This is a genomic window from Methylobacterium sp. Leaf93 (assembly GCF_001422345.1).
In the GTDB taxonomy this organism is placed as follows: Bacteria; Pseudomonadota; Alphaproteobacteria; order Rhizobiales; family Beijerinckiaceae; genus Methylobacterium; species Methylobacterium bullatum.
On the sequence record NZ_LMMS01000002.1, the window covers coordinates 58619 to 80596 of the forward strand.

25 protein-coding genes are annotated in these 21978 nt (G+C 67.6%); 10 read left to right on the plus strand and 15 right to left on the minus strand.

Annotated features, from left to right (window positions below; all coding sequences use genetic code 11):
- Nucleotides 1–45: 45 nt before the first annotated feature.
- On the minus strand, nucleotides 46–1470 hold the full coding sequence (locus ASF26_RS03955; RefSeq protein WP_056250024.1) for a trehalose-6-phosphate synthase: 1425 nt from the start codon (nucleotides 1468–1470) through the stop codon (nucleotides 46–48).
- 407 nt (nucleotides 1471–1877) lie between these two features.
- On the opposite strand from ASF26_RS03955, the gene ASF26_RS03960 reads away from it, so the two are divergent.
- The 6 genes from ASF26_RS03960 (at nucleotide 1878) to ASF26_RS03985 (ending at nucleotide 5832) form a co-directional block, all read left to right on the plus strand.
- Nucleotides 1878–2387: a hypothetical protein gene (locus ASF26_RS03960; protein WP_056250025.1), complete on the plus strand. Its 510-nt coding sequence runs from the start codon at nucleotides 1878–1880 to the stop codon at nucleotides 2385–2387.
- Nucleotides 2388–2397: 10 nt separating this feature from the next.
- Nucleotides 2398–2793 carry a phage holin family protein gene (locus ASF26_RS03965; RefSeq protein ID WP_018042238.1) on the plus strand — a complete coding sequence of 132 codons (396 nt, stop codon included), beginning with the start codon at nucleotides 2398–2400 and terminating at the stop codon, nucleotides 2791–2793.
- Nucleotides 2790–3179 carry a DUF3618 domain-containing protein gene (locus ASF26_RS03970; protein ID WP_056250028.1) on the plus strand — a complete coding sequence of 130 codons (390 nt, stop codon included), beginning with the start codon at nucleotides 2790–2792 and terminating at the stop codon, nucleotides 3177–3179. The genes ASF26_RS03965 and ASF26_RS03970 overlap by 4 nt, the downstream gene beginning before the upstream one ends.
- Nucleotides 3180–3259: 80 nt before the next feature.
- Nucleotides 3260–3970 (plus strand): hypothetical protein, encoded by a 711-nt coding sequence (locus tag ASF26_RS03975; protein ID WP_056250031.1) that lies wholly within the window; start codon nucleotides 3260–3262, stop codon nucleotides 3968–3970.
- A gap of 111 nt (nucleotides 3971–4081) precedes the next feature.
- The gene (pxpB, locus tag ASF26_RS03980) at nucleotides 4082–4810 is read left to right on the plus strand and encodes a 5-oxoprolinase subunit PxpB (protein WP_056250034.1); all 729 of its coding nucleotides are present in this window, start codon (nucleotides 4082–4084) and stop codon (nucleotides 4808–4810) included.
- Nucleotides 4807–5832 carry a biotin-dependent carboxyltransferase family protein gene (locus ASF26_RS03985; RefSeq protein ID WP_056250036.1) on the plus strand — a complete coding sequence of 342 codons (1026 nt, stop codon included), beginning with the start codon at nucleotides 4807–4809 and terminating at the stop codon, nucleotides 5830–5832. Before pxpB ends, ASF26_RS03985 begins: the two co-directional genes overlap by 4 nt.
- Before the next feature lie 232 nt (nucleotides 5833–6064).
- Here ASF26_RS03985 and ASF26_RS03990 read toward each other — a convergent pair whose 3' ends face one another.
- Nucleotides 6065–6292, minus strand: coding sequence for a hypothetical protein (locus ASF26_RS03990; RefSeq protein WP_056150188.1), 228 nt, complete (start codon nucleotides 6290–6292; stop codon nucleotides 6065–6067).
- 193 nt (nucleotides 6293–6485) lie between these two features.
- Here ASF26_RS03990 and ASF26_RS03995 point away from each other — a divergent pair, with 193 nt between their 5' ends.
- A complete protein-coding gene (locus ASF26_RS03995; protein WP_018042231.1) occupies nucleotides 6486–7037 on the plus strand; it encodes an alpha/beta hydrolase in 552 nt (183 codons plus the stop codon).
- Between the two features lies 1 nt (nucleotide 7038).
- On the opposite strand, the gene ASF26_RS04000 is transcribed toward ASF26_RS03995, so the two are convergent.
- The 10 genes from ASF26_RS04000 to ASF26_RS04050 all read right to left on the minus strand — a co-directional run bounded on the left by ASF26_RS04000 (nucleotide 7039) and on the right by ASF26_RS04050 (nucleotide 16162).
- Nucleotides 7039–8070: a TIGR01620 family protein gene (locus ASF26_RS04000; protein ID WP_056250038.1), complete on the minus strand. Its 1032-nt coding sequence runs from the start codon at nucleotides 8068–8070 to the stop codon at nucleotides 7039–7041.
- Nucleotides 8071–8278: 208 nt separating this feature from the next.
- Nucleotides 8279–9718, minus strand: coding sequence for a YcjX family protein (locus ASF26_RS04010; protein ID WP_056250045.1), 1440 nt, complete (start codon nucleotides 9716–9718; stop codon nucleotides 8279–8281).
- A 95-nt stretch (nucleotides 9719–9813) separates the two neighbouring features.
- Nucleotides 9814–10935, minus strand: a complete 1122-nt coding sequence (locus ASF26_RS04015) for a hypothetical protein (protein WP_056250047.1) — start codon at nucleotides 10933–10935, stop codon at nucleotides 9814–9816.
- A gap of 73 nt (nucleotides 10936–11008) precedes the next feature.
- Nucleotides 11009–11533, minus strand: a complete 525-nt coding sequence (locus tag ASF26_RS04020) for a histidine phosphatase family protein (protein WP_056250049.1) — start codon at nucleotides 11531–11533, stop codon at nucleotides 11009–11011.
- A 12-nt stretch (nucleotides 11534–11545) separates the two neighbouring features.
- Complete coding sequence (locus ASF26_RS04025; RefSeq protein ID WP_056250051.1) at nucleotides 11546–12526, minus strand: aldo/keto reductase; 981 nt, start codon at nucleotides 12524–12526, stop codon at nucleotides 11546–11548.
- A 130-nt stretch (nucleotides 12527–12656) separates the two neighbouring features.
- Entirely contained in the window at nucleotides 12657–13508 is an 852-nt protein-coding gene (locus ASF26_RS04030; RefSeq protein WP_056250053.1) for a MoxR family ATPase, read from the minus strand.
- A 120-nt stretch (nucleotides 13509–13628) separates the two neighbouring features.
- The gene (locus ASF26_RS04035; protein WP_056250055.1) at nucleotides 13629–14030 is read right to left on the minus strand and encodes a DUF2442 domain-containing protein; all 402 of its coding nucleotides are present in this window, start codon (nucleotides 14028–14030) and stop codon (nucleotides 13629–13631) included.
- Nucleotides 14031–14136: 106 nt separating this feature from the next.
- Nucleotides 14137–14253 carry a DUF4160 domain-containing protein gene (locus tag ASF26_RS23315; RefSeq protein ID WP_244475818.1) on the minus strand — a complete coding sequence of 39 codons (117 nt, stop codon included), beginning with the start codon at nucleotides 14251–14253 and terminating at the stop codon, nucleotides 14137–14139.
- A gap of 65 nt (nucleotides 14254–14318) precedes the next feature.
- A complete protein-coding gene (locus tag ASF26_RS04045; RefSeq protein WP_056250056.1) occupies nucleotides 14319–14963 on the minus strand; it encodes a hypothetical protein in 645 nt (214 codons plus the stop codon).
- Nucleotides 14960–16162: a hypothetical protein gene (locus tag ASF26_RS04050; protein WP_056250058.1), complete on the minus strand. Its 1203-nt coding sequence runs from the start codon at nucleotides 16160–16162 to the stop codon at nucleotides 14960–14962. Before ASF26_RS04050 ends, ASF26_RS04045 begins: the two co-directional genes overlap by 4 nt.
- 362 nt (nucleotides 16163–16524) lie before the next feature.
- Between ASF26_RS04050 and ASF26_RS04055 the strand changes: the two genes are divergently transcribed.
- On the plus strand, nucleotides 16525–18378 hold the full coding sequence (locus ASF26_RS04055; protein ID WP_056250163.1) for a cation:proton antiporter: 1854 nt from the start codon (nucleotides 16525–16527) through the stop codon (nucleotides 18376–18378).
- Between the two features lie 261 nt (nucleotides 18379–18639).
- Here ASF26_RS04055 and ASF26_RS04060 read toward each other — a convergent pair whose 3' ends face one another.
- Nucleotides 18640–19092: a hypothetical protein gene (locus ASF26_RS04060; RefSeq protein WP_056250059.1), complete on the minus strand. Its 453-nt coding sequence runs from the start codon at nucleotides 19090–19092 to the stop codon at nucleotides 18640–18642.
- Between the two features lie 310 nt (nucleotides 19093–19402).
- On the opposite strand from ASF26_RS04060, the gene ASF26_RS04065 reads away from it, so the two are divergent.
- Together ASF26_RS04065 and ASF26_RS04070 are read left to right on the plus strand one after the other, a co-directional pair.
- The gene (locus ASF26_RS04065) at nucleotides 19403–20578 is read left to right on the plus strand and encodes a VWA domain-containing protein (RefSeq protein WP_056250061.1); all 1176 of its coding nucleotides are present in this window, start codon (nucleotides 19403–19405) and stop codon (nucleotides 20576–20578) included.
- Entirely contained in the window at nucleotides 20575–21027 is a 453-nt protein-coding gene (locus ASF26_RS04070; protein ID WP_082477506.1) for a VOC family protein, read from the plus strand. Before ASF26_RS04065 ends, ASF26_RS04070 begins: the two co-directional genes overlap by 4 nt.
- On the opposite strand, the gene ASF26_RS04075 is transcribed toward ASF26_RS04070, so the two are convergent.
- The gene (locus ASF26_RS04075; protein WP_056250065.1) at nucleotides 21005–21325 is read right to left on the minus strand and encodes a 2Fe-2S iron-sulfur cluster-binding protein; all 321 of its coding nucleotides are present in this window, start codon (nucleotides 21323–21325) and stop codon (nucleotides 21005–21007) included. The two genes, ASF26_RS04070 and ASF26_RS04075, sit on opposite strands and share 23 nt — an antisense overlap.
- Nucleotides 21326–21482: 157 nt before the next feature.
- Nucleotides 21483–21809, minus strand: a complete 327-nt coding sequence (locus ASF26_RS04080) for an Hpt domain-containing protein (protein ID WP_056250067.1) — start codon at nucleotides 21807–21809, stop codon at nucleotides 21483–21485.
- Between the last annotated feature and the right edge of the window lie 169 nt (nucleotides 21810–21978).

The window sequence follows — 21978 nt, forward strand, 5'->3', positions numbered from 1 at the left end:
GGAGACAATCAGGCCCTCCCTGTCGTACCGACAGGGAGAAAACCGCTACTCGGCGGCGGCGGCGGCCGCGCGGGGTGGCTCGCGTTCGATGGTCCGGAAATTCTCTAGATCGGTGAGGAAATTGCGCGCCCACCAATCCACGTCTTCGCGGGTCATGCGGTCGACCATGGGCTTCCAGCGCTCGATCCGCTCGCCGCGCGGCATGTAGAGCGCCGTGCGGATCGCCTCCGCCACCTCGAACCGATCGTAGGGATTGACCAGCAGGGCCTCGGGCAATTGCCGGGAGGCGCCGGCGAATTTCGACAGGACGAGGACGCCCGGATCGTCCGCCGTCTGGGCGACGATGTATTCCTTGGCGACCAGGTTCATGCCGTCGCGCATGGGCGTCACGAGGCCGACGCGGGCGGCGCGATAGAGACCCGCCAGGACGGGGCGCGGATAGGCCTTCGTCACATACTGGATCGGGGTCCAGTTGGGCTCACCGAGGGCGCCGTTGATCTCGCCGACAGTCTCGTTCACCTCGCGGCTGAGCTCTTCGTATTCCGGCACCTCGGTGCGGGATTTCGGCGTGATCTGGAGGTAGACGACGTTGCCGCGCTGGTCGGGATTCGAGGCGAAAAAGCGGTCCACCGCCTCCATCCGCTCGGGCACGCCCTTGGAGTAATCGAGCCGGTCGACGCCGATGAGGAGCTTGCGGGTGCGCAGGCCAGCCATGGTCTCACGGACGGTCTTGTTGGCGCCGGCATTCTCCGCCGCCTCCTTAAACCCAGCGACATCGATGCCGATCGGGAAACTGCGGATGCGGGTGCGGCGCCCGTCGACCATCAGCGAGCCGCCGCCGAGGGGGATCGCCCTCAACTCGTCGATGAGGTTGCGCGAGAGGTTGTGCACGTCCGGGTCGGTCTGCAGGCCGATCAGGTCGTAATCGGCGATGCCGCGCAGGAGGTCGTTGCTGGCGGGAAGCGTGTTGAACACGTCCGCGGCCGGCCAGGGGATGTGGTGGAAATAGCCGATGGGGTTGGCGATGCCGAGGCCGCGCAGCTCAGAGGCGAGCGGCAGCAGGTGATAGTCGTGGACCCAGATGATGTCGTCGGGCTCGATCAGCTTGGCGAGTGCCCGCGCGAAGATGCGATTGACGCGCTGGTAACCGGCATAATCCGAACGGGAAAACGCACCGAGACCGAGCCGATAATGCATGATTGGCCAGAGGGCGCGGTTGGCGAACCCGCTGTAATATTCCCGGTGGTCCTGAGGCGAGAGATCGACGACGGCGTACTGGACACGCCCACGATCGATGAGCTCGGGCTCCTCGGACGGATCCTCGACGACTTTGCCGCTCCACCCGAACCACAGACCTTCATAGGAGGTGAAAGCCTCCTTGACGGCGACCGCCAAGCCTCCGGCGGCAACGGATTTCCCGCTGTCCTCGGGGATGGCCACACGGTTCGATACGATGACAAGGCGTGCCACTCAGCGGGCTCCGGTCCTCAGCGTGCAGCGCGCCAGGGGCGCGCCGGACAAGACATTCCGATGTTCAACGCGCGTAACGCGACCGTGATCCGTCCGATACAGCCACGTCTGTTCATATTCCTTCAGCCAACCTAACCGACCGCGCCGCCCACGGCCAGGGCAGGCGAGGACGAATGTCGGTTCCGTAGTGGATCAACCCGACCCGTCCCCCGCCCGACGATGCCGGTCCGTCATCGGTTTTGCGACGCCGAACGGTCTTATGGGAAGGCGGCTTGGCGCGCATCGGCGGGGATGTCGCGGCCGGTCCCTCGCCCACCGTTCGACGATGAGCATTCCTTGCGGAACCGCGTCTGTTTCCATGTTGTTGAAGAGCCACAAGTGACACAGCCCACAAGTGACCGAGGAGTATGCGCGTGAACGCAAATCAACCCACTGGCCCGGCATCCGCGGCGAACGCCCCCGGGATCGGCTCCGGCGAGGCTGCTACTCCAACCGGTGATTGGCGTGCGCTGAAGGGCGATGTCGAGGGCATCGCCGACGTGGCCGTCGAGCGCGGCCGGGGCTTCGTCGCCGCCGCGCGGGCGCAGGCCACCGATTATGCCGACCGCCGGAAGGGCGACGCCGCCCAGTCGGTGAACGATATCGCCCAGGGCTTGCGGGATTCGAGCAAGTCCTTCGAGGAGCAGCCGAACATCAAGGCGTTCTTCGACAGCGCCGCCGAGGGTCTCGAACAGCTCGGCACCTCCATCGAGAACCGTAGCTTCGCCGAGTTCTACGACGAGGCGGAAGCCTTCGCCCGTCGCGCTCCCGTCGCCGTTGCCGTCGCGACTTTCGTGACCGGCTTCGTCGTCTCGCGCTTCATCAAGTCGTCGAGCATCGCGCCCCACCGCGATGCCCGCGACGCGTTCCGCAGCTAGGCCGGACGTCATGTCGAACGGCCCGCAATCCAGCATTCAAAGCCTCGTCGGCGATGCCCTGCGCGAGACCAGCGAACTCGCGCGCAAGGAGATGGCGCTCTTTCGCACCGAGATGACGAGCAACGTCCGCACGCTGTTCATCGGCCTCGCGCTGATGGTCGGCGCCGGCGTGTTCGGGGTCGTCGCCCTGTTCGTCCTCGTGGACGCGCTGGTGAAGTGGCTCGCCACGGTGGTGCATTCGGAAGCGCTGTCCGCCCTCATCGTCGGCGGCGTGCTTCTGGTGGTCGCCATCGTCTTCGCCCTGATCGGACGGAACGCCATGTCCCTCTCCACCCTGGCGCCGACCCGCACGACACGGCAGATGCGCCAGGACGCGCGCGCATTGTCGGAAAGGGTATCGGGATGAGTGAATCGTTGAACGATCTCGAAAAGGACATTGAGGCGAGCCGTGCCCGCCTCGACCAGACCATCGACCGTATCCAGGACAGGCTCTCCGTACCCAGCATCGTCGACGACATGCTGGGCAATGTCCGCCGGACACCGTTGAGCGGAGCCTATGACGGCGCCCTCGATGCGATCCGCCGCAATCCCGTTCCGGTCCTGCTCATCGCGGCCGGCATCGGCTGGCTGCTGCATCGCACCGGCAAGGATCGGCAGACGCTGACCAAGCGTCCGCTCATCGATCCCAACGGTGCGCTGCCGGTGACACCGGGCGCGGCCGGCAAGGCCTACGACCCCGACCAGCCGACCCGTCAGCCCGTGAAGGAACTGGCGGAGGAAACACAGATTTAGGCCTGCAAAGGCCGATCGAAACCTGACCGACCCGGCAGCGGCATCGCCGCTCCATCTCCCATCCGACAGGAGCCGTTTCCATGAGTCACAGCAGCATACCGGGCGAGCCCAAGAGCTCCCTTCCCGACGACATCGCCCTCGCCGCCGGCCTTCCCCATGGCGCCGCCAGCCTTCCTAATAGCGATGAGACCAACCGTTCGCTCCATGACATTTCCGACCGTGCTCGCGCCGAGACACGGGCGACGGCGGGCAGCATCCGCGACCAGGCCGGCGACCTCGCCGACGATGCCCAGGCGAAGGCCGAGGGCTATGCCGACCGCGCCAAGGCGGCCGCACTCGATGCGCGTGACACCGTGAAGGACAAGGCGGAAGCGCTGATCGACCGCGCGTCGGAGACCTATGACGACGCGCGCGGCTGGGCGTCGGACACTCACCGGTCCACCCGCCGCAGTATCGGCGAGTTCGCCGAGCGCGGAAGCCAGCGCCTCGACCGCGGCAAGACCAATGTCGAGCAGTTCGTCACCGAGAACCCGCTCCTCGTGGGCGTCGTCGGCCTCGCGGCGGGCCTGCTTCTCGGTGCCCTCCTTCCCAGGACGCGCCGCGAGGACGAAACGGTGGGGCCGTGGGCCGACGAGGTGAAGGATCAGGGCATCCGCTACGCCCGCGACTTCGCCGACCGCGGGCGTGAATTCGTGGAAAGCGCCCTCGACCCCGAGAACCTGAACGCGGCGACCCAGGGCGGTTCCGAGCCGTTCCGCAAGCCCGACGTATCGCCGGGGCGGTCGCACTGAGACCTGGTTTCCCCAAGGGGTTACAGGATGAAAGAGGGGGCGGCGCTCGACAGCGCCGCCCCTTCGTGTTGGGACTGGGGAGACGATCCGACGAGCGAGGCCTTGCGACCCGTGGCAGCCCCTCAGCCCCGCCTGCTCTGGTGCGGCGATACCGCGATCACCGTCGAGTTCGGTGAGACCATCGACCCCGAGGCCAACGCGCTGGTCCTGGCCCTCGACCGCGCCGTGCGGGATGCCGGCATACCGGGGCTCATAGAGGCCGTTCCCACCTACAGGTCGCTCACCGTCCACCTCGATCCCTGCGCGGTCGAGCCCGGCGCGCTTGAATCCGCGCTCCTCGCCCTGGTCGGTACGGTCCCCGCCGGGACGACGCCGCGCCGACTCTGGCGCCTTCCCGTGGTCTATGGCGGTGCGTTCGGCATCGACCTCGCCGATGTCGCCGCCCATCACGGGTTGAGCGCCGACGAGGTCGTATCCCGGCATGCGGCCGCCGATTACCGTGTGGCCATGAACGGCTTTCTGCCGGGCTATGCCTATCTCTCCGGCCTCGACCCGAGCCTTGCTCTCTCGCGCCGGGAGAGCCCAAGGCCGGTGACGCCGGCCGGGACCATCTCCATCGGCGGCGTGCAGGCTCTGGTGGCGAGCATCGCCGCCCCCAGCGGATGGCATCTCCTCGGCCGGACCCCCGTCCGCTCGTTCCTGCCGGGGCGCGACCCGGTCTTCCTGTTCGAGCCCGGCGACGCGATCCGCTTCCTGCCCATCGAGCCGGAAAAATGGGACGAACTCGACCGGGCCGCGGGGGCCGGGGAGCGCATCGTCGACTGCGAGACAACGCCGTGAGCGGGCGTCTCGTCATCGCGCGATGCCACGGCGCGCTCAGCCTTCAGGATGGCGGACGACGGGGCTACCAGCGCTACGGCCTCTCCGGCTCCGGCGCCATGGATCGCCTCGCCATGGCGACCGCGAATGTCCTCGTCGGCAATGCCCCCGACGCGCCGGTCCTCGAACTCGGCTTCGGCGGCGGTCGCTTCGTCGTGGAGGCGGGACGGGGTTGGTTCGCCTGTGCCGGCGCGCCCTGCACCCTGCGTATCGACGGAGCCCCCCTCACCGGCCACCGCACCGCGACTCTGGCGGAAGGCGCCGAACTCATCGTGGACCCGCCCCGTGAGGGAGCGTTCGCCTACCTCGCCGTGGCCGGCGGGTTCGAGGCGGGCGCCGTGCTCGGCAGCGTTTCGCTCCATCTCCGCGCCGGGATCGGGGGTGCCGACGGCCGGCTCTTCCAAGCGGGCGACCATCTGACCTTCGCCACTGCGGAGGGCAACACACCGGGCGACCGGACCACCGATGCCGTTCCCCTCGACCGCGACGCGCCGATCCGCGTCATGCTCGGCCCCCAGGCCGACCGCTTCCCGCAAGGCGGGATCGACACCCTGCTGGGCTCGACCTTCACCGTGTCGCACCGCGCCGACCGGATGGGGTACCAACTCGACGGCCCCGCCATCGCCCATGGCGAGGGGGGCTACAACATCGTCTCGGACGCCACCGTCATGGGTTCGATCCAGGTGCCGGGCAACGGCCTGCCCATCGTGCTGATGGCGGATCGGCAGACCACGGGCGGCTATCCGAAGATCGCCACGGTGATCTCGGCCGATCTGCGCCGCCTCGCCCAAAGCCGGCCGGGCGATCCGATCCGGTTCGAGGCCGTCACCCTGGCAACGGCGCGGGAAGCCGGCCTCCGGCGGCAGCGCGACATCGCCGACCTGCCGGGCCGCATTCGGCCGCTGGGGGGCTTCGACGCCGAGCGGCTCCTGGGGGCCAACCTCGCCGGTCACGCCGTCGATGCCCTGCGGGAAGGCCCATAGGGCGCGATCTCTTCTGTCTCGTCCCTCTGCGATGCGCGATGAACACCACCGGCTGCACGGAGCGGTTCACGGTGTGGAGCGGCCCGGGCCTGGTCCATTTCCGGAGGCCCTTCCTCATGGCCGTGTCGGGGCTGGCCGATGGTCTGGGACGGCGGTGGTCGGGCGCAGTTCTAGCCAATGAAAGCCGCGCCGGAATCGAGGGGAGCCGTCGCCCCCTCGTCTCGTTCACGCTTCACGGGGACTGCCATTCGACGCCGGCATGCTCGCGGATATCACCCGGCGCGGACCCGGTATCGGCATCGCTGACCCAGTCGCTCGGCTCGACCACATCGACGATCTCGTCGTCGGGATAGGCCGCGGCGAGAAAGACCTTGGCCTCACCTTCGGCGGCAGCCCGGACCGTGACCAACGGGCGAAAGCCCTTGGCTGCGCGGATATTGGCGATGAAGAGCTTCGTCATGTCCATCCTCCTGGGCACGCCTGAGCGCGCGACACTCGGCTAACGCGGGAAACCGTGATCCGCGCGGGCGCTCGATGAAAATGATGGGCCGCCGCCTCTCGCAGCCCGGAGGCATCTCACTCGGCGCGGTGACGCCTGCCCAATTCCCCTCACCCGTCTCGACGCCGCGCGAGCGAGCCGCTATCGGGGCAGAATGAAGCTCGCCGATTGCGACATCCTCATCCTCCCCGGCTATGCAGGCTCGGAAGACGGCCATTGGCAGGCCGGCTGGGCCGCCCGCATGGCCAATGCCCGCATCGTCGAGCAGGACGACTGGCACCATCCCGAAGCGGCATCGTGGCGCGCACGCATCGTCGAGGCGGTGGAGGCGGCGACGCGGCCGGTGATGCTCATCGCCCACAGCCTCGGCGTGGTCGCCTCCGTCCAGGCCGCGCCCGCCTTTCCCGAGGGCAAGGTGCGGGGCGCCCTCCTCGTGGCGTTCCCGGACGTGGAGCGGACGCCGGACCTGCCGTCCAGCGTCACGGATTTCGCGCCAGTGCCGCGCGATCCCCTGCCCTTCCCGTCACTGCTGGTGGCGAGCCGCAACGACCCCTATTGCGCCTATGACCGGGCCGAGGACTTCGCCTATGCCTGGGGCTCCGCCCTGGTGGACGCTGGCGAATCCGGCCACATCAACGTGGCGAGCGGGCACGGTCCGTGGCCGGAAGGTCTGATGCGCCTGGCGGGGTTCCTCAAGGGGCTCTGAGTCACACCTTCTCGGCACCGCCCATCGGCTTCAGCAACTCCCCGGCCACGTCCGACAGGCGCGGAGGTTCCTCCCTGACGAAGGGGAGCGGGCGGCAGACCGCCAGGGCGGCGAGGCCGAACCGGGCGGTCATCAGGCCGTTGAGCACGCCCTCTCCGAGCTTCGCCGAGACCCGCGCGGCGATGCCGAGGCCGAGCACCTGCTGGATCATGCTCTCTCCCACCGCCATCCCGCCCGTGACTGTGAGATGCGCGAAGGCAGCGCGGGCAAGACGCAGGAAGCCGAGGAAACCCGGCCGCCCGCCATAGATCGTCGCGATCTGGCGCAGGAGACGCACGGCGGCGAAGACCACGAAGGCCACGTCGACGATGGCGCGCGGGCTGAGCGCCGTCACCGCCGAGACCTGCTTGGCGGCCGAGGCGATGGCATTGCGGGCCTGCCGGTCGAGGGGTTCGAGCAGTTCGTGCTCGGCGAGCCCGATTCGGTCGTCCACGTCGAGAATCGTATCGCCCAGGGCTTTCAGGCGCTGGCGGCCGGCCGCGAGCCCGGTCCTCGTGGCGTAGAGGTCGCAAAGCTCGGCGACCACCGCCTGCGCGCCGGTGTGATCCCGCGTGGCGATGGCCTCGATGGCCTTCGCCCGGAGCTTCTCGATCCGGCGCTCGCGCCAGATGCCCGCGAGTTCGCGCATCACCAGGGCGAGGAAGGCGATGGCAGCGAGGACGAGGAGAGCCAGGGCGACCCCGCCGAGCCAGGGCGCGGCGGAGAACAGGTCGGCGATCATCCGCTCCAGCGACAGGCCGACCCCGAGCGAGACGAGGCCGCCCAAAGCCAGCATCAGCACCGACAGCCAGGGCGCCCGCGATTTCGGAGCCACCGGCACGGCGGTGCCGTCCGCCGCCTCGACGATCTCAAACGGCTCTTCGACGATCCTGACCGCGTTCGGCGGCACCGGCGGCGGAACGATGCCCTCCAGTCCCTCGGCCGGCTCGGCGGCGGGGATGCGGAAGGCGCGGGGACGGTTCGGAGAGGTCATGGGTGGACCCTGTCTGAGGCGTAATAGGCAAACTGCGAGACCGGCCTTCCCCCATCCGCCCACCTCATCCTGAGGTGCCGGAGCGGAGCGGAGGCCTCGAAGGAGCCCTCCAGTTCGCGCAGCGGAGCCTGGAACCCTCCTTCGAGGCCGCTGGCGCGGCACCTCAGGATGAGGTCGGCGGGCGGGATGGGATGACGAACGGCGGCGCTCACGTCAGCTTGTCGCCGATGAGGAACTGCATCGCACGGTCGAGGCGGATCTGCGGCAGGTGGCCGGGGCGGCCATGGGCATCGGGCCGGACCAGCGGGGGGCGAAAGCGCGGGAAACGGAGCGATCCGGGGGGTACCGCGCCCTCAAGCACGGATTCGGGCCGGGACGGCAACTCACCGGGGAACACCGCCGCCTCACTCCGCCCGTCGAAGATTTCGTCGCCCACATGCTCGCCCGCCTCGGGCGTTCCCGAGACCGCACGCAGGGTCATGCCGTCGTCGTGGACGGTGGTCTCCCGCGTGGCCCGCACGGAAGCCAGCGCAACGGTGCCGACGCGGGCACCGGCCGCCTCGGTCCGGCGCATGGCGCGGGAGACGAGGAGCCGCAGCAACGCCTCCAGCCGGTCGTGGCTGGTCTGGTGCAGGTGATCCGCCTTGGTGGCGGCGAACATGATGCGGTCCGCTCTCGGCGCGAAGAGACGCGACAGGATGGTGTTGCGGCCGATCCGGAAGCTGAGGAGCACGGTGTCGAGCGCCTCTTCCAACTCGGCGAGGGCGGCCGGCCCGGCATCGACGGCGGCGAGCACGTCCACGAGGACGATCTGCCGGTCAACCCGCTGGAAATGGTTGCGGAAGAACGGCTCCACGACCTTGGCCTTGTAGGCCTCGAAACGCCGTTCCATCAGCCCCGCGAGGCTGTTCGGGACGATCGTCTCCGGGAGCGCGTCGAGGGGCGCGAAGGTGAGAGCCGGCGATCCGGCGAGGTCGCCGGGCATGAGGAAACGGCCCGGGGGCGTGGTCGCCACCGATTCCGGCCCGGCGCGCAACGCGGTGAGGTAGGCGGTGAAGGCGATGCTGGCGCGCTCGGCCACGACCTCGTCGAGGGGGCCGGACGGGTCGAGGTCCTTCAGTACCGCCAGCCAGGGCGCCGCGATGGCGGCGCGCCCGGTGCGGCGGGTGCCCGCGATGGTGGCGGCGGACCATTCCGCGTAGCTCTGGTCGATCAGCGCGAGGTCGAGCAGCCATTCGCCGGGATAATCCACCACGTCGAGCATCAGCGTGCCCGGCCCGGAGCGCCAGCCGCCCTTGCGCTCGTACTCGATGGCGAGGCGGAACTGGCTGATCCGGTCGGTGGAGCGAGGCCACAGGCGCTGCTCCGTCAGGGCCGCGAAATGATCCTCGTAGGGGAAGCGCGGAACGTCGTCGTCGGGTTGCGGCACGAGGCGGGCCCGGCGCAGCCGTCCCTCATGCGCGGGCGCGAAGGCCGGCAGCGCATGGGTCTCCACCAGATGATGGATCAGCGCCGTCGTGAACACCGTCTTGCCCGACCGCGCGAGACCGGTGACGCCGAGCCTCAGGGTCGGCTGGATCAGGAGATCGCTGGATGCCTCGGCGAAGGCCTGGATCGCGGAGCCCGCGCGCGAGGCGAAGCTGATCATGAAGCGAGGGTCTCGTTTGGCAGGAGGGGGAGGATGGGTGGCGAATGCAGGGGTGAGGTGGCGCGCGTCTCAGGCGAACGCAAGAACCGGACGCGTCATCGCTCCACCGCGCCGGGATCGACTTGGCCGGGATCGACCTGGGCGGCGGCGAGCCGTGCGATGGCGGCCTCGACCAGATCCGGTCCTGCCCGCAGCACGCCGAGTTCCACCGCCGACATGGCGAGCATCACCGGGGCGAGACGGGGCGAGGGCCGGCCATCCGCATCGAACAGAGCGAGATCGTCCTCGACCTTGAGGCCGACGCTGGCGGCGATACGGGCGGCGTAATTGCGGATGCGGACCTCGTCATTGCCGCAGAGGGGCGCCGGTGCCGCCAAATCCTGCAGCCGAAGGCCCGGCATCCCGGCCGCGAGGGCGGGCAAAGCCGCGGATTCTGCTGCGAACCGGTCCGCCAGCCGGGAGGACGGCGATGTCGCCCCGGTCTCGGACGGACTCGCGATGATCGGCGTGATCGCCGGCCTGCCGATCGTCTCGGCCGCCCCGGCGACGCGGATGGGCCGGGGCTTCGGCCCACCCGCCATCCTCGCCAGCGGCGACCAGGGCTGGACCCGCAGCGGACCGCCCCGCGCGACCGTGCGGGGCTTGCGCCCGCCTCCCCGCGCATGGCGGGCGAGGTAGCGGGCGCGAACCGTCTTGCCGAGACCGAGCGGCGCGAGGCCGGTGGAGACCTTTCCGCCCGATCCCCCGCCGCTGGAAATAGTGCATTCCGCCGGCGCCCAACGGCGGACGATGGACAGGGCGTTGCGGCGGCCGAATTCGCGGTAATAGCGCCGCAGCAGGGAGGCCGCCGCATCGGCGCCGTCACCGGCGGTGGCGAACCCGGTATGCCCCTCGGCATCGCTGCCGATCTCGCCCCGCCACCGGGCGCTCTTGATGCACCAGTAATTGTTGAGCTTGACGCAGCGCGCGACGAAAGCGGGCGGGACCGGCGCATAGCGGGCCACCAGGGCGAGCGAAGCGGGACGCAAGGTCGTCCCCGCCTCCGCGCGCCAGTTCGACACCGCCCTCTCGCTGGCGAGAAAACTCGGGGTCTCGGAGGGAGGGGCAACCATCGCCGCGGCCGATTCCGCGCGAGCGAGGCCGGACGTCACGGCGTCGAGGCCGATACCCATGCGCGGCATCAGGGATGTCAGGACGAGAAGCGTGGTGACGAACACGGGATCAGCGGTGGCGGGCCATGGCACTGAGCAACGGCCCAGCCGGTGATCCGTTCAATCGATCGACATAGCCTCAGGCGGCGTCGTCGCGGTCGAGGCCCTTGGGCGTCACGAACCGATCGAGCCGGCCCGCACGGTGACGGAACCCGGTCCAGGCATCGCCCTCGATGTCGATGACGGCGAGCGCCGCGGTCGGGAATTCCACCGAGAGCCGTGCCCTCGCCTCACGGGGACCGTCGCCCACGAGATCGAGGGAGAGATCCTGCAGGCCGGGATTGTGCCCGATCATGAGCAGGGTCCGGATGTCGGCCGGCGTCGCCCGGATGACCTCGAGCAGCGCGCTGTCCGGTGCCTCGTAGATCGCATCGACGATCTCGGTTTCGGGGTTGCCGAGGGCGGCGGACATGCCCTCCCAGGTCTGTCGCGTCCTCAAGGACGGAGAGACGACGACCTTCCGGGGGATCAGATCCTGCGCCGCCAGATAGGCCCCCATCTGCGGCGCGGCCTTGACTCCGCGCGGGTTCAGCGGACGGTCGATATCGCGCACGCCCGGCGAACGGTCGGACTTGGCGTGGCGCAGGAGCATCAGGCGGCGCATGGAGGATGGACCTTACTGGAAGCCGACGACGGGGTGCGGCGTGTAGAGCGCTTCGAGGGCGGACATCTCGTCGGCATCGAGCGCGAGGTCGAGGGCCGCCACGGCATCGGTCAGGTGGGTGGGTTTCGATGCCCCGATGATCGGCGCGGTGACGATCGGCTTCTGGATCACCCAGGCCAAAGCCACCTGCGCCCGCGACACGCCGCGCGCTTGCGCGATCTCCGCCACCTTGCCGACGATGGCCCGGTCCGCCTCCTCTGCGGAGGCATAGAGCCGCTTGCCGACCTCGTCGGAATCCTGGCGGGCGCTCCGCTCGTCCCAGTCGCGGGTCAGGCGCCCGCGCGCCAGCGGACTCCAGGGCAGCACACCGATACCCTGATCGGCGCAGAGCGGCAGCATCTCGCGCTCCTCCTCGCGGTGGAGGAGGTTGTAATGGTCCTGCATCGTCGCAAACCGGGTCCAGCCATGCAGATCGGCGGTGAACAGGGCCTTGGCGAATTGCCAGGCGTACATGGAGGACGCGCCGATATAGCGGGCCTTGCCGGCCTTCACCACGTCGTGGAGCGCCTCCATCGTCACCTCGATGGGGGTGCCGTAATCCCAGCGATGGATCTGGAAGAGATCGACATGGTCGGTGCCGAGCCGCTTCAGGCTGGCATCGATGGAGGCGAAGATCGCCTTGCGGGAGAGGCCGCCGGCATTGGGCTGGTCCTTCAGCGGATAATAGCACTTCGTCGCGAGCACGACGCTGTCGCGGTCGGCGAAGTCCTTGAGGGCGCGCCCGACGATCTCCTCGCTGGTCCCGTCGGAATAGTAATTCGCCGTGTCGAAGAAGTTGATGCCGAGTTCGATCGCCTGCCGGATGAGCGGGCGGCTCTCGTCCTCGCGCAGGGTCCAGGGATGGGGGCCGCGCTCAGGAATACCGTAGGTCATGCAGCCGAGGCAGAGCGGCGACACGTCGAGGCCGGTCCGGCCGAGTTTCTTCGTCTTCATGGGAGCGGTCCGCTTGCAGGATGGGGACGCGAGGTCAGGTTTGAATGGCGCCGGCGAGCGCAGCTCGGCCGGAGGTGGTCCTCAGCAGGTTTTAGAACGCAGAACCGGTGACCATCTTTGCTATGCTTGCTTAGCCGCCCCGCCCCTCGCGACGCATCATGAAGGCCAGTTTCTCGAACAGGCCGACATCCTGCTCGTTCTTCAGGAGTGCGCCGTGCAGCGGCGGGATCAGCTTGCGGCCATCGCGCTCGCGCAAGGTTTCGGGGGAGACATCCTCCGAGACGAGGAGCTTGAGCCAGTCCAGCAATTCCGACGTGGACGGCTTCTTCTTTAGGCCCGGCACCTCCCGCGTCTCGAGGAAGACCCGCAGGGCCTCCTCCACGAGGCGGTGCTTGATGCCGGGGTAATGCACCTCCACGATGGCCTTCAGCGTCTCGGCGTCGGGGAACTTGATGTAGTGGAAGAAGCAGCGGCGCAGGAACGCGTCCGGCAATTCCTTCTCGTTGTTCGAGGTGATGATGACGATGGGGCGGCGCTCGGCGCGGATCGTCTGCCCGGTCTCGTAGACGTGGAACTCCATCCGGTCGAGTTCGGTCAGCAGGTCGTTCGGGAACTCGATATCGGCCTTGTCGATCTCGTCGATGAGGAGAACCGGACGCTCGGCATGCGTGAACGCCTCCCACAGCTTGCCGCGCCGGATGTAGTTGCCGATCTCCGACACGCGCGGATCGCCGAGCTGGCTGTCGCGCAGGCGCGAGACCGCGTCGTATTCGTAGAGGCCCTGCTGCGCCTTGGTGGTGGATTTGACGTTCCAGGTGAGGAGCGGCGCGCCGAGCCCCTTGGCGATCTCCTCCGCCAGCACGGTCTTGCCGGTGCCGGGCTCGCCCTTCACCAGAAGCGGCCGCTCCAGCACGATGGCCGCGTTGACGGCGGTGGTGAGATCCGAGGTGGCGACGTAATCGGCGGTACCGGTAAAGCGCATGAGGCGTAGGCTTTCTGGAAGAGGCTCTGTGACCGGTAATCCTGGCGAGAGCGAAGGTACAGATCGTCATCGGATCGACCGATGCGGTAAGGATGAGCCACTTGACCCGACACCGCCCTGTCAGGCCGATTTTCGTGGACGCCCGCCCTTTGCGCCGTTGGACCGGGCGGCGGCAGCCTTGGCCAGGGAGGTCGAACGACCGGCATGGGAAGCGAGGTAGGACCTCGTTCCGAAAATCCCCGCCACAAGTCCCGGAACGGAGATGTCGATATCGAGCCTATCCCAGCGGAGGCCGTATCCCGCCCCGAGGACCTCGATCTCCGCGATGGTCGCATCGTCCGCGTCTGCCAGACCTTGGACGAGATGAGGCGGGAAAGCGAAGGTACAGCCATTCGTCAAAGCCAGGACCACCTGCCTGCGCTCGCGATCGTAATGCACGGATGCGGCCCGTGGTTCGGTCGATTGTGCGAGACGGCCCCGCTCCAGGGCGGCGTCAACTGCGTCGTCGGTCAGCTCAGCCATGGATCTCCTTCCACCGAATGAGAAACGCGTCACGATGCTCCAGGACCAGTTTCATCGCCTTGCGGACCTCGCTTCGGGTCATCCCCTCGGCGGAAACCAGGGCTGGCTAGGGCGCGAGGTTGATCTTGGCATGCCCGTCCCCAAACACGTGAACGTGAGCCGGTTCATGGTCATCGACGAAGATGATCACGCGCAATCCACCCGAGCGAAGAACCGTGACCATCGATAACCCATCCGGATGGGTTATCGATCTAGCAGGCCGTTCTCACCCCGTAAAGCGCTCCGATCTCAGAGCGACTTCCCGTCGCTCCACACGCAGTTCGAGGCCAGGATCGCGAGGTTCACGTCGGATTTCTGCGGTTGCGGCAGAACCTTGCCGTCCATGGCGAGATCGATCTTCATCTCGACCTGCCCCTTGGCCTCGTTGGTCCGGCGGGAGAAGTAGCAATATTGCTGGAACGGCACTTCCTCGTTGGCGCGGAAGTTCCAGCCGGTGACGATCTGGCCGTCCATGTAGGGCACCTGCTTGAACACCGTGAAGGTGGTGTTCACCGTGGCCTTCGAGGCGGGTGCCGCGTCCTTGCCGAGCTGGGCCTGGGTCGGCGCCGGGGACGAGCGGACGGGGCCGCCTTCCAGTTTCAGGACGTTGTCGGTGAGCGTCACCTCACCCTTGGTCTTCAGCGTCACGTCGGACAGCGCGGCCTGCATGGCGGCGGCGATCTTCTCGGCGGCCGAGTCGAACTGGTTCATGTAGGCGTAGCCATAGGACGCCGCGCCGATGCCGATGCCGGCGAGCGCCGCGAAGGCTCCCGCCCCGATGGCCCGGAACAGGAAGGCCCGGGCGGCGGTGATCCGCGTCTCGGCCCGGAGGCGGCCGTTGACGCTCTGGGCGAGAACCACGTTCTCCGGCGTCCCCGATGCGTGGATGCTCATGCGCCGGCTCCCGCGCTGGCAACGGGCGGAATGTTGGTGTTGGGCGCGCTGCGGCGATCCAGCGGGATCACTTCACCCGTTGGCGTCACCTCGCGCACGGGCTTGGGCGGCGCCAGCCCCATCTCCTGGCGAATGGAATCGGTGATCGAGTCGAGCATGTAGGGCGTCGCCTCGAGGTTCACGGCCGCGCCGAGATCGTCTTCGTCCATGAAGGTCTTGCGCACCGAGACGGCGCAGAGCGCCAGGATCGTCGAGGCGAAGGCGGCGCAGAGGGCCGGCACGAACACGAAGATGCGCAGGAAGGCGTGGACCTGCGCGTCCGTCACGTCGATCGGATCGACGCCGTAGACCATGGCGGTGAAGGAGTGAAGCTGCGAGCGGTTGACCGAGTTCCGATAGGCCTGTTCGGCATCGGCGACCTTGCGCTCGGCGGCGCCCCGGTCGAGTTCGGCACGCGCCTTGCGCGCTTCCTCGAGGGATTTCGTCACCACCGCGCGGTCGGCGCCGGCCTTGCCGACACTGGCATTCAGGGTGGCGGTGCGCGGATCGGTGACACATTTCAGGTTGGAATAGCGCTGGCCTTTGCTGTTGGTGCCCGAGACGCGCTCGCAGCGCTGGGCGGGCAGGGCCGAGAGCTGGCTCGCATTCTCGGCGGCGCGCTTCTCGATCTGGTCGAGTTCCGTCGTGTACTGGGCCACGCGCGCGTCGGCGGAGGCGATGCGGTTGTCGATGGTCGAGCGGTCGGCCTGCGCGTCCTTGAGGGCGGTCTTGGCCTTGGCCGCATCCATGAGGCGGGGGTGGAACATCATCTCGCCGAGCTGCGACACCGACTTGGTGGTGACGCCTGCGGCGAAGATGATGCCGACGATGGCCAGCGCCCGGATGAAGTAGGAGCGCTGGGTTCGCGCCAGGATGCCCAGCGGCACGCGGCAGAGTTCCACCGCCGCGTAGACCAGCGGCGCCAGCAGCATGAAGTAGAAGGCCTTGTCGTCCCCGTCGCTGTAGACCCCGGCGAACAGCCAGGCGCCCCAGAGGGACGCGCCGATGACCATGAACTCGACGAGATACGCGATCCCGACATAGCCCCACTTGATCCGGTAGCCCTTCTCGAGATGGCGCTCGTGCGTCCAGCGCTCGGACTCACGGATCCAGTCACGTCGTTCGCGCTGAACATCCCGGTTGGGCGGCGACTTTCGCATGAGGCACTCGTGTCTTCAAAAAACGCGACGAACGACGCAATAAACCGTGAGGTAAGCCGGGGCTTAACCGATCATTAAGTTCCGCCCTATGCGGCCATTGTGCCGTTTTTGCGCCATTCCGTATCGCAGCGCAAAACCCCTTCCGCGCCAGCGCGTCCCGCATGCATGGCTGAGTGCGGCGAAGGATTAAATCCGCATGGGCCGGCAAAAAGCCGGTTGCCCAGGCGGCACATGGGCTTGCATGGTCTCATCGCTGCCGGCGACCCGATGGATTCCCGCGGCCGGAGTTCCCTGTGCAGAACTTCGGCTGCCCCGTCTCGGCCAGCGTCGCGCGCACCACCCTCGGGAGATTGCCCAGCTCGATGACGGACGTTCACGCCGGATCCTACAAGGAAGCGATCATCTTTCTCGTCACCGCAGGCGTGGTGGTGCCGCTGTTCCACCGGCTGCGCATCAGTCCGGTGCTGGGCTTCATCGGAGCGGGCGCGATCCTCGGGCCGTTCGGCCTGGGGCGACTGGCCGACACGGTGCCATGGGTCTCGATCTTCACCATCGGGAACCGGTCCGAGATCGCGCATCTGGCCGAATTCGGCGTGATCTTCCTGATGTTCATGATCGGCGTCGAGCTGTCATGGGAGCGGCTCCGCACCCTGCGCCGCCTCGTCTTTGGGCTCGGTTCGGCCCAGGTGCTCGCCTCCTCCCTCGTCATCGGCATTATCCTGTTCGCCCTCGAAGTGCCGTTGGCCGCCTCCGTCATCGTCGGCCTTGCGCTCGCCCTGTCCTCCACCGCCGTGGTCCTGCCGGTCCTGGCCGAGCAGAAGCGCCTGAACACACCTTCGGGCCGGGCCAGCTTCGCCGTGCTGCTGTTCCAGGATCTCGCCGTGGCGCCGATGCTGTTCGCCATCGCGGTGCTCGGCCGCAGCGACGGGGCGGATGTCGGCGGCGCGCTCGCCCTGGCGCTCGGACAGGCGGCCATCGCCCTCGTCCTCATCGTGGTGGCGGGCCGCCTCGCGCTACGGCCCCTGTTCCAGCTCGTCGCCCGGACGCGCTCGCCGGAACTGTTCATGGCCGCCTGCCTCCTCGTCATCGTGGCGACCGCCCTGACGGCGGCGGCCAGCGGCCTCTCGATGACGCTCGGCGCCTTCGTCGCGGGCCTGCTCCTGGCGGAGACGGAGTATCGCCGGGCGATCGAGGCGACGATCGATCCGTTCAAGGGGCTGCTGCTCGGGGTCTTCTTCGTGTCGGTGGGCATGAATCTCGACCCGGCCCAGCTCATGGCGGCGCCGAAGACCATCCTCGGCCTGTCCATCGGCCTGATCCTGATCAAGGGCGCGGTGATCCTCGTGGCGGCCCGGTTCCTGCGCATCCAGCGCAGCGTCGCGCTCGAAGCCGCACTTCTCCTCGGCCCCGGCGGCGAATTCGCCTTCGTCCTCATCGGCGGCGCCATCGCGGGCGGGCTCGTGCCGGATGGCCTCGGACAGGCGGCGCTGATCGTCACCACGGTGACGATGATCGCAATTCCGAGTTTGGCGAGCCTCGCGCGGCGCCTCGGCAAGCGGATGTCCCGCTCCAATCTCGGCCGCGCCCGCGCCGAGCCGGTGCCGGACAAGCAGCAGAACCGCGTCATCATCGCCGGCTACGGCCGCGTCGGACGGCAGGTCGGCGAGATGCTCGCCCGCCACAAGATCCCGTATCTCGCCCTCGATGCCGATGCGGCCCGCGTCTCGGAGCACCGCCGCCTCGGTAACCCGGTCTATTTCGGCGATTCGTCCAACCCGGAACTGCTGCGGCGCTGCGACATCGCCAATGCCCGCGCCCTGGTCGTCACCCTCGACAACCCCAGGGCGGTGGAGGCCGTGGTGGAGGCGGCGCGCGCGGAGCGCCGCGACATCACCATCGTCGCCCGCGCCCGCGACGCCCGCCACGCCACGGCGCTCTACGAGATGGGGGTCGACGACGCCGTGCCCGAGACCATCGAAGCGTCCCTGCAGCTTTCGGAAGCCGTGCTGGTGGATGTGGGCGTCCCCATGGGACTCGTCATCGCTTCGATCCACGAGCGGCGCGACGAGTACCGCGCCATGCTCAAAAGCAAGGAGACCGAGGTCAGGCCGGCGTTCCGCGCGCGGCGGACCGTGGGCAAGAATATCGACGCGGGGAAGGTGACGGAGACCCGCGAAGCACCTGCCAAAGAAGAGCAGCCCGCGAAGAGTGCCTGATCGATCCGGCGTTGTGTCTTATTCCGGACAGAGCAACGCCGCAGCAATGTCGGAGAAGTGGATAACTCGGTAGAGTGCCTGAATTCAGGCGCATCAACCAACGAATGCTATTGCGGTCGTCGGAGTGATGGATAGTTTTAAGGTGTCGATTGTCTTCAAGACGCTGGTTTGAAGCCGGGATGGTCTCAAAGACGTAGCGTTGGCCGGACGGTTCTTACCAACCGATCACGGATCGAGACGGCTCACGATGAGCGGAGAAAGTCAGAACAGGCGGCCCTGGCCGCGTTCGGGCATGGTGGGGGTCGGCTTGTCCCCCGGCGATGCGGGCGCGGGATCGACGGGCTTGGTACGGGCGGGTGCACGGGCCTTCGGCTCCGATCCCGGCGCGAAGCTGCAGCGATAGACGATCTCGTCGGGCGGCCCAACGCCGGTATTCAGCGGGACGGTCAGGGTATCGTCGGAATAGCGCCAGTTGCGCGTGCCCTTGTCCCAATAGAGCCAGACCGTCGTCGGATGGCCCTTGATGGCGAAGACCGCCGCCTTCTTCGAGATCGCCTGGACGGTACGCGGCTCGTACATGCCCTTCTGCCGATAGGCTTCCTGAAACGAGGCGGGCTGGCGCTCGATGAAGGTGTTCCGCACGATCTGAATCGTCGCGCCCGGCTTCGCCAGAAACCGCTTGAAATCACTCAAGGAGCGCAAGACGAGCGCCATAACGTCCACCCTTACTCTGCCAAATACCCCGGCCCTGACTTGGCGTACACTCTGTCTCCCAGCTGTTTGATTTCAATGACAATGTTGAAGGTGCGAAGAACACAGTAGGCGGTGATATCAACAGAAAACCGGACTTATACCCAGCTTCGTCGGCGCCGAAGGGGTAAAGCGGTGCCCATGTCTCACTGAATTCAGGATTATTTCCGTTATCCGGCTCACGAGTCGGCGTCGTTGACCGACCCTTCCGGTAGGCATGACCGGTGCGCGGACACCCTTGACCCGGACGCCCGGTTCGCGCGTTCTCTGCCCCATGCTACTTCACTTCTTCACGGCCCTGCGCGACGCCAAGATCCCCGTCACGCTCCGAGAACATCTCACGCTCCTCGAGGCCCTGGATCGCGATCTGGCGGACAAGCGCGTCGAGGAGTTCTATCTCCTCGCCCGCACGGCCCTGGTGAAGGACGAGCGCCATCTCGACCGGTTCGACCGGGTGTTCGGCACCGTGTTCCGGGGAATCGAGACAATCGGCGAGGCCATGGCGCCGACGGCGATCCCCGAGGAATGGCTGCGCAAGCTCGCCGAGAAGTACCTTACCGACGCTGAAAAGGCGGAGCTGAAGGCGCTGGGCTGGGACAAGCTCTTCGAGACGCTGAAACAGCGGCTCGCTGAGCAGAAGGAGCGCCATCAGGGCGGCAACAAGTGGATCGGCACCGGCGGCACCTCACCGTTCGGCGCCTATGGCTTCAACCCCGAAGGCATCCGCATCGGCCAGGACGGCAACCGGAACTTTCGCGCGGTGAAGGTCTGGGACAAGCGGGAGTTCAGGGATCTCGACGACGGCGTCGAACTCGGCACCCGCAACATGCGGGTCGCCCTCCGGCGCCTGCGCCGTTTCGCCCGCACGGGCGCCGCCGACGAACTCGATCTCGACGGCACGATCCGCGAGACCGCCAGCAAGGGCTATCTCGACGTGAAGCTGCGCCCGGAGCGTCGCAACGCCGTGAAGGTCCTGCTCTTCCTTGATGTCGGCGGGTCGATGGACTGGCACGTTGCGCTCGCCGAGGAGCTGTTCTCGGCGGCCCGCGCCGAGTTCAAGTATGTGGAGCATTTCTACTTCCACAACTGCCCTTACGAGCGTGTCTGGAAGGAGAACCGCCGGCGTCACGACGAGGCGATCCCGCTCCTCGACGTGCTGCGCACCTATCCGTCTGATTACCGGGTCGTCTTCGTCGGCGACGCCTCCATGAGCCCCTACGAGATCGCCATGCAGGGCGGTTCGGTGGAGCATTGGAACGAGGAGCCGGGCCAGGTCTGGCTGGAGCGGGTGATCGAACGGTTTCCGAAATCGGTCTGGCTCAACCCGGTTCCCGCCGAGCACTGGGCCTACACCCAGTCGATCGGCATGATCCGCAAAATCGTGTCGGACAGGATGTTCCCGCTGAACATTGAGGGGATCGACGGAGCCATGCGAGCCCTGGTGAGATGATGGGCGACAGGCTGCCCGCCGGCGGGTTCAGCCCCCTCGTGCCGGAACTCGACGTCCACGACCTTCCGGCCAGCCTCGCCTTCTGGTGCGGATTGCTGGGATTCTCGCTCGCCTATTCTCGACCGGAGAACGGCTTCGCCTATCTCGAGAGGGGCGGAGCGCAGGTGATGCTCAACGTCGCCAACGGGAACTGGCTGACGGGCGCTCTCGAACCGCCGCTCGGTCGCGGGATCAACCTCCAGATCGGGGTCGATGCCGTTGATCCGATCCTGGCGGCCCTCGATTCCGCCTCATGGCCCCTGTTCCGGCCCGCGCACGAGGCCTGGTACCGGGTCGGCGAGGTGGAGGTCGGCGTCAGGCAATTCCTGGTTCAGGACCCCGACGGGTATCTGCTGCGCTTCGCCGAGAGCCTCGGCCGACGCCAGCTCAGCCCTGGCGAGCCGGCGTGATGACCTTCAGGCCGTCGAGTTCCGGCTTGATCCGGATCTGGCAGCACAGGCGGGACGTCGCCCGCACGTCGGAGGCGAAATCGAGCATGTCCTGCTCCATCGGTTCGGCCGGTCCCACGGCATCGACCCACTCGGAATCGACATAGACGTGGCAGGTGGCGCAGGCGCAAGCGCCGCCGCATTCCGCGTCGATCCCCGGTACGTTGTTGCGGATCGCCGCTTCCATGACGGTCGATCCTACGTCGGCTTCCACGGTCCTGGCCGTTCCAGCATGGTCGACGTAGGTGATCTTGGGCATCGAAGACTCCAGGCTCGTACAACGCGTCTGCGGCCGGTTGTGCGGCGCGACTGCCTTGAAGGCGCGGCCCGGTGAATGCAAGCGGCACCGGCCTCATCGCCTCACATTCCTGCGCTTACGCCGCAGACGCCGACCCGTTCCGTCCCTGCGGCCGAGATCAGGCGGGTGCGTCGATTTCCGACAGGGTCGCTTCCACCACATCGGTCAGGGCGACATAGGCCGAGGCCGGAACGCCGTCCCCCCGCCTCAGGCCGTCCTCGATGGCGGCGCTGAGTTCGGCGACCCGCGCGGCGCCGACGCCGAGGGCGGACCCCTTCAGCGTATGCGCGAGGTCGGCACGATGGCATTCATCGAGACCCGGATCGGTGATCCCCGGCAGCAGCCGGCGGCATTGGCCGGCAAAAAGCCCGAGCAGTTCGTGGGCAAGGTCTATGTCGCCGAACGTCTGCTGGGCGAGGTAGGCGTGATCGATCAGACTGGTCACCCGCCGCCTCGCCTTAACCCAACCGGGCGTTCGAGCGCCCCTCCACCGGTCTATCCACAGGAGCGTCCGAGATCGTTCGCTTCCGTTTAAGCCTTGCGGCATCATGCATAAAGCCAACGGGACGAAACCGGCCACACGCTTGGTAACCATTCCGTTAAGGTTTTTTGGA